Annotated in this window: 5 protein-coding genes and 1 pseudogene; 3 read left to right on the top strand and 3 right to left on the bottom strand. The window is 42.5% G+C overall.

Features of this window, described 5'->3' with window-relative positions:
• Nucleotides 1–188, top strand: a pseudogene (locus NWQ57_RS08210) (GNAT family N-acetyltransferase); the annotation flags it as partial.
• Between the two features lie 413 nt (nucleotides 189–601).
• Here NWQ57_RS08210 and NWQ57_RS08205 read toward each other — a convergent pair.
• Nucleotides 602–1165, bottom strand: coding sequence for a TetR/AcrR family transcriptional regulator (locus tag NWQ57_RS08205; RefSeq protein WP_306021660.1), 564 nt, complete (start codon nucleotides 1163–1165; stop codon nucleotides 602–604).
• 90 nt (nucleotides 1166–1255) lie between these two features.
• Here NWQ57_RS08205 and NWQ57_RS08200 point away from each other — a divergent pair, with 90 nt between their 5' ends.
• Nucleotides 1256–2332: a DUF418 domain-containing protein gene (locus NWQ57_RS08200; protein WP_306021659.1), complete on the top strand. Its 1077-nt coding sequence runs from the start codon at nucleotides 1256–1258 to the stop codon at nucleotides 2330–2332.
• A 196-nt stretch (nucleotides 2333–2528) separates the two neighbouring features.
• Nucleotides 2529–3050, top strand: a complete 522-nt coding sequence (locus NWQ57_RS08195) for an NADPH-dependent FMN reductase (RefSeq protein ID WP_306021658.1) — start codon at nucleotides 2529–2531, stop codon at nucleotides 3048–3050.
• A gap of 31 nt (nucleotides 3051–3081) precedes the next feature.
• Here the strand turns inward: NWQ57_RS08195 and NWQ57_RS08190 are convergent, their stop codons facing one another.
• Nucleotides 3082–3402 (bottom strand): helix-turn-helix transcriptional regulator, encoded by a 321-nt coding sequence (locus NWQ57_RS08190; RefSeq protein WP_306021657.1) that lies wholly within the window; start codon nucleotides 3400–3402, stop codon nucleotides 3082–3084.
• A complete protein-coding gene (locus tag NWQ57_RS08185; protein WP_306021656.1) occupies nucleotides 3403–3843 on the bottom strand; it encodes an SRPBCC family protein in 441 nt (146 codons plus the stop codon).
• Nucleotides 3844–4092 lie beyond the last annotated feature (249 nt).

Below are 4092 nucleotides of genomic sequence, written 5' to 3'. Positions count from 1 at the left end.
AAGGGATTGGCCGCATCGCATTAAATCTTGCCTTAACAGAAATCAAGCAAATACCCGATGTGAAAGAAATAGAAATTTGCTACAACCCCAAAAATGCCGTGGCCAAAGATTTTTATAGCAGTTTTGGTTTTGTTGAAACGGGTATGGATGAAGACGGTGACGATATGCTGGCTGTGATTACTTTGTAAGTATGTCACTGACACTAAAAGCAGCTGTTTTATCAGCAGCACTTTTTGCTAGGGTATCAAAGAAACCAGTGTTGAGCACGCTGACGAATATCCGAGCTAACCCGCAACTATGTATGATTTGCTAGCTTAGTTGCTGGTTAGCTCATTGCACCAAACTTCAAAACGTCACCCGAATTTACCACCACGCGCACTAGCTGCTTACCGGTTGCACTTTCAGGTAACAACCAGTTCCAGCAATCATCCATTTATTTAAACGTAAGCGATGAGCGAAATGCGGTCTTGTAATACCGTTATTACGTCGGCTGTGTGTTTAAAGCATAAGCTAAGTTAAACTTGAGTATAAGATGATTAAACAAGTACGGTCATGTGTAAAATGCAAATAGACTTTTGTCGTTGGATTCAATTCAAATAAATTACTTTTCTTTGTAGGCGACACCATGATTAAAAGTATGAAAAGCTAAAGCTGCCGCTTGTAATGGATCAAAATGACCTGAACGTATCGCCTGATAGCCGGCCCATAACAACCCCTCAAAAAAGAAGAACACCCAATCAACTGAATATGTATCACGAATAAAACCTTGCTTTAAATTAAGACTTATTAAATCTCGCAACTCATCATCTTGAGCTCTCATTCGAGATTGCAGTTTTTCACTACTCGTTAAGAGACTCTCGAATTTACTTAAGAATGTAAACTCAGAATAAAGAAGTAAAATGTTTTGCAAAACCAATCGAATTGCATCCATCGGATTACTAGCTTGTGCTTCTATATTTTGGTTTATGTCATCAAAACGGTCTAGACAATACAGACCAATACTCTCTTGCAGATCTTCTCTACTTTTAAACTGTCTGTATACAGTAGCTCTACCAACATCAGCGGCTTTTGCTATGTCGACTAACGTAGAGTCTTCATTTTGAATGAACAGTTTTAAACCGGCTTGAATAATAGCCTGTCTCGATCGAATTGCTCTTACATCCACTTTTGAGACACCCTTGCATCACAATAGCCCATTGACATATGATACACCAGTGTTTCGAAACGTTGAAATATAATCTATGAGGATATCAACTTGAGTCGAATAATAGGATTTGATTTTGCCCGTGCATTGGCTCTTTTTGGAATGGTCATTGTAAATTTTAAATTAGCAATGAATGCTGACAATGGCACTCAAATGCTACTCAGTTTTGCCCATTTATTTGAAGGGCGTGCTTCGGCTCTTTTTGTCATATTGGCTGGTATAGGGATCGCATTTTTGACAAAAAAGGCGAGAATGAGCGGCGCCTCCGAGGACATCCAAAAGGTCAGATGGTCTTTAATAAAAAGAGCCATATTACTTATTGTCGTTGGCTTCGCTTACACGCCAATCTGGGAAGCTGACATTCTTCACTTCTACGGTTTTTATTTTCTTTTTGCTGCTTTCCTGTTTACCGTTAGCAGCAAAAAATTGCTGTTAATCGCCATGGGTTTTGTGCTGGCCTTCCCTTTATTGTGGGCATTTTTTGATTATGAACACGGCTGGGACCTGGCTAACCTGAGTTATTCTGGTTTTTGGACTATCGATGGCATGATTAGGCATATCGTATTTAATGGGTTTCATCCTATATTCCCATGGTGCGGCTTTTTGATTTTTGGCCTTTGGTTAGGACGATTAGATTTAACTAGTTCGAAAGTACAAAGAAATCTTCTTCTCTGGGCGTTAAGTATTTTAATTGTGACGGAGATAGGTTTTTATATGCTTAGAATGTGGGCTGGGGATGGAACATCTATTGGAATGACCAAAGATGAAATTGATTTTCTACTCAGCACCTCGATCATACCACCACTACCTCAGTACATGTTATCTGCCGGAAGCTCTGCTGTTATTGTTGTATTGGCTTGTCTAAAGTTGAGCAGTGCAATGCCAACAAGCAGAGTGATCGAATGGATTAGCAAAACTGGGCAGCTGACTTTAACACTATATGTGGCACACGTGATTGTTGGTATGGGTACACTTGAGGCGATAGGATTACTTTATAATCAAAGCATTAACTTTTCGTTATTCGCTGCCTTGGTGTTTAGTATTACCAGCATTATCTTCAGCGTTTTATGGCTCAATCGCTTTAAAGCTGGACCGTTAGAAACGATATTTAAAAAACTCAGTCAGTAAATTTTAATCGTAAAAAAAATTTATAAAACCGCACTGTCTTTGGCGAGTAATGTTCGATTGCCGAGTCACATTCCAACTTCCGCTTTTGTCACAGAGCTGCTGTCGGAGGATAGCTATGATTTGGGTGGTAAATTAAATGCAATTAACCACCTAACCTCTCCCCTTTGGCGATCTGAGGTTCAAGATAGGGATGACGATGAAGATTATTGCAATATCAGGCAGTTTAAGAAAGTTGTCACTTAATACCCTGTTGTTACAACGGATAACGCAAATTTCTCCGCCAGATATCGAGGTTGAAATTTTCAGCCGGCTTGGCGAACTTCCGTTATTTAATCCCGATCTCAGCGAAAGCGAACAAGCTGTTGTGCTGGCGTTAAAAACGAAAATTATCAATGCCGATGCAGTGATCATCGCAAGCCCTGAGTACGCACATGGAGTCACCGGCGTGATGAAAAACGCGCTGGATTGGATGGTGGGGAATGAATCTTTTGTCTATAAACCGGTGGCGCTACTCAATATTTCGCCAAGAGCCACTCATGCGCAAGCTGCGCTGACAGAAATTATGACAGTGATGTCGGCACATGTAGTGGCAAAGGCTTCACTGACCTTCCCGATCCTCGGGTCAATCACATCGTCGCAAGCACTTGCACAAAGTGATGAAATCACGCATTTAATCAATGTCATGCTACAGGAACTCCAACAAGCAGCAGCTGTTTAGCCCCTTCCCTAACAGGGGCTAAACCACGCGACTAATGCTCGAATTCAGTTTCCACAAAACTCTTTAATGCGGCGAGACGTTGATCCCAACGACGTTCCAACTCAGCAATAAACCTGTGCGCTTGTTGCAAGGTGGCAATATCCAAATCGACCCGGGTTTCCCGCCCTTGCGAGCTCAGCTGCACCATCTTTGCATCCACCAGCACCTGTAATTGCTTCCTGGCGCCCTGGCGGGTGATGCCCAAATCTTGTGTCAGTTGACTAATAGTGCACGGCGAGCCATTGGCAAGCCGCATCACCATTTGCAGACGTACCGGATCGCCTAATGCTTTATATATTTCCGCTTCGATCATTTAAGCAATTTCAACATAAGTGACTAACCTGCCAAGCATAAAGTCCCAGCCGCCGGAATTTTGTTTAAAGGATGCTTCCATCACCTCAGGTGGCAATTGGGCAAAACCTGATTCGGTGAGGGTGACTTTACAGGAACCAGCATCTAGTGGCTCAATCCGAAACTCCACCAGGGTATTGGGCACACTAAGTACATCCCCTAAAAAATGATTCGAACCCGGGATCCAGCGATAAGCAAAGTAGTCATATTGCCTGGCAGCAACAATATAAACCTGATTTTGGCCATGCTCGCCAAAACCAAAAATGGGCTGCTCCCCGACTTCATAAGCACCTTCCAGCGTCTCTGGAAACCACTTCACCACCAGTTCAGGAGTGGCAATTGCGGCATAAATCCGTTGTTGAGTCGCTTTGATAACAATTTCACGTTTAAGGATATTTTGCATGGTCAGGTTGCCTTTTAGCCGGGTTGTTAAGCTCATTGGTCGTCGGGTTGAAGCAAGTAAATCAGATACAAACAAAATACGCAACCATTTGGTTGCGTATAATTATTCCTTCCAACTGAATGAGCTTTTAGGTTGCCTGGGATTTGCGGTCTTGTGGGTCGCCCCACCCACAGCTTTTATCAAAAATCACTAACAAAATTCCACTGCAGTTTTAACCACAGAGTGCGGCCAGGTTCGTTCACCCGTAGC

The organism is Paraglaciecola sp. (genome assembly GCF_030730205.1).
Taxonomy (GTDB): domain Bacteria; phylum Pseudomonadota; class Gammaproteobacteria; order Enterobacterales; family Alteromonadaceae; genus Paraglaciecola.
The sequence above is the reverse complement of the archived record's forward strand: the minus strand, read 5'-3'. Positions and strand labels throughout refer to the sequence as shown.

What these genes read in the sequence shown, in the direction of transcription:
- NWQ57_RS08190 (WP_306021657.1), bottom strand. Translation starts at nt 3,402, where the DNA reads ATGATCGAAGCGGAAATATATAAAGCATTAGGCGATCCGGTACGTCTG.
- NWQ57_RS08185 (WP_306021656.1), bottom strand. Translation starts at nt 3,843, where the DNA reads ATGCAAAATATCCTTAAACGTGAAATTGTTATCAAAGCGACTCAACAA.
- NWQ57_RS08195 (WP_306021658.1), top strand. Translation starts at nt 2,529, where the DNA reads ATGAAGATTATTGCAATATCAGGCAGTTTAAGAAAGTTGTCACTTAAT.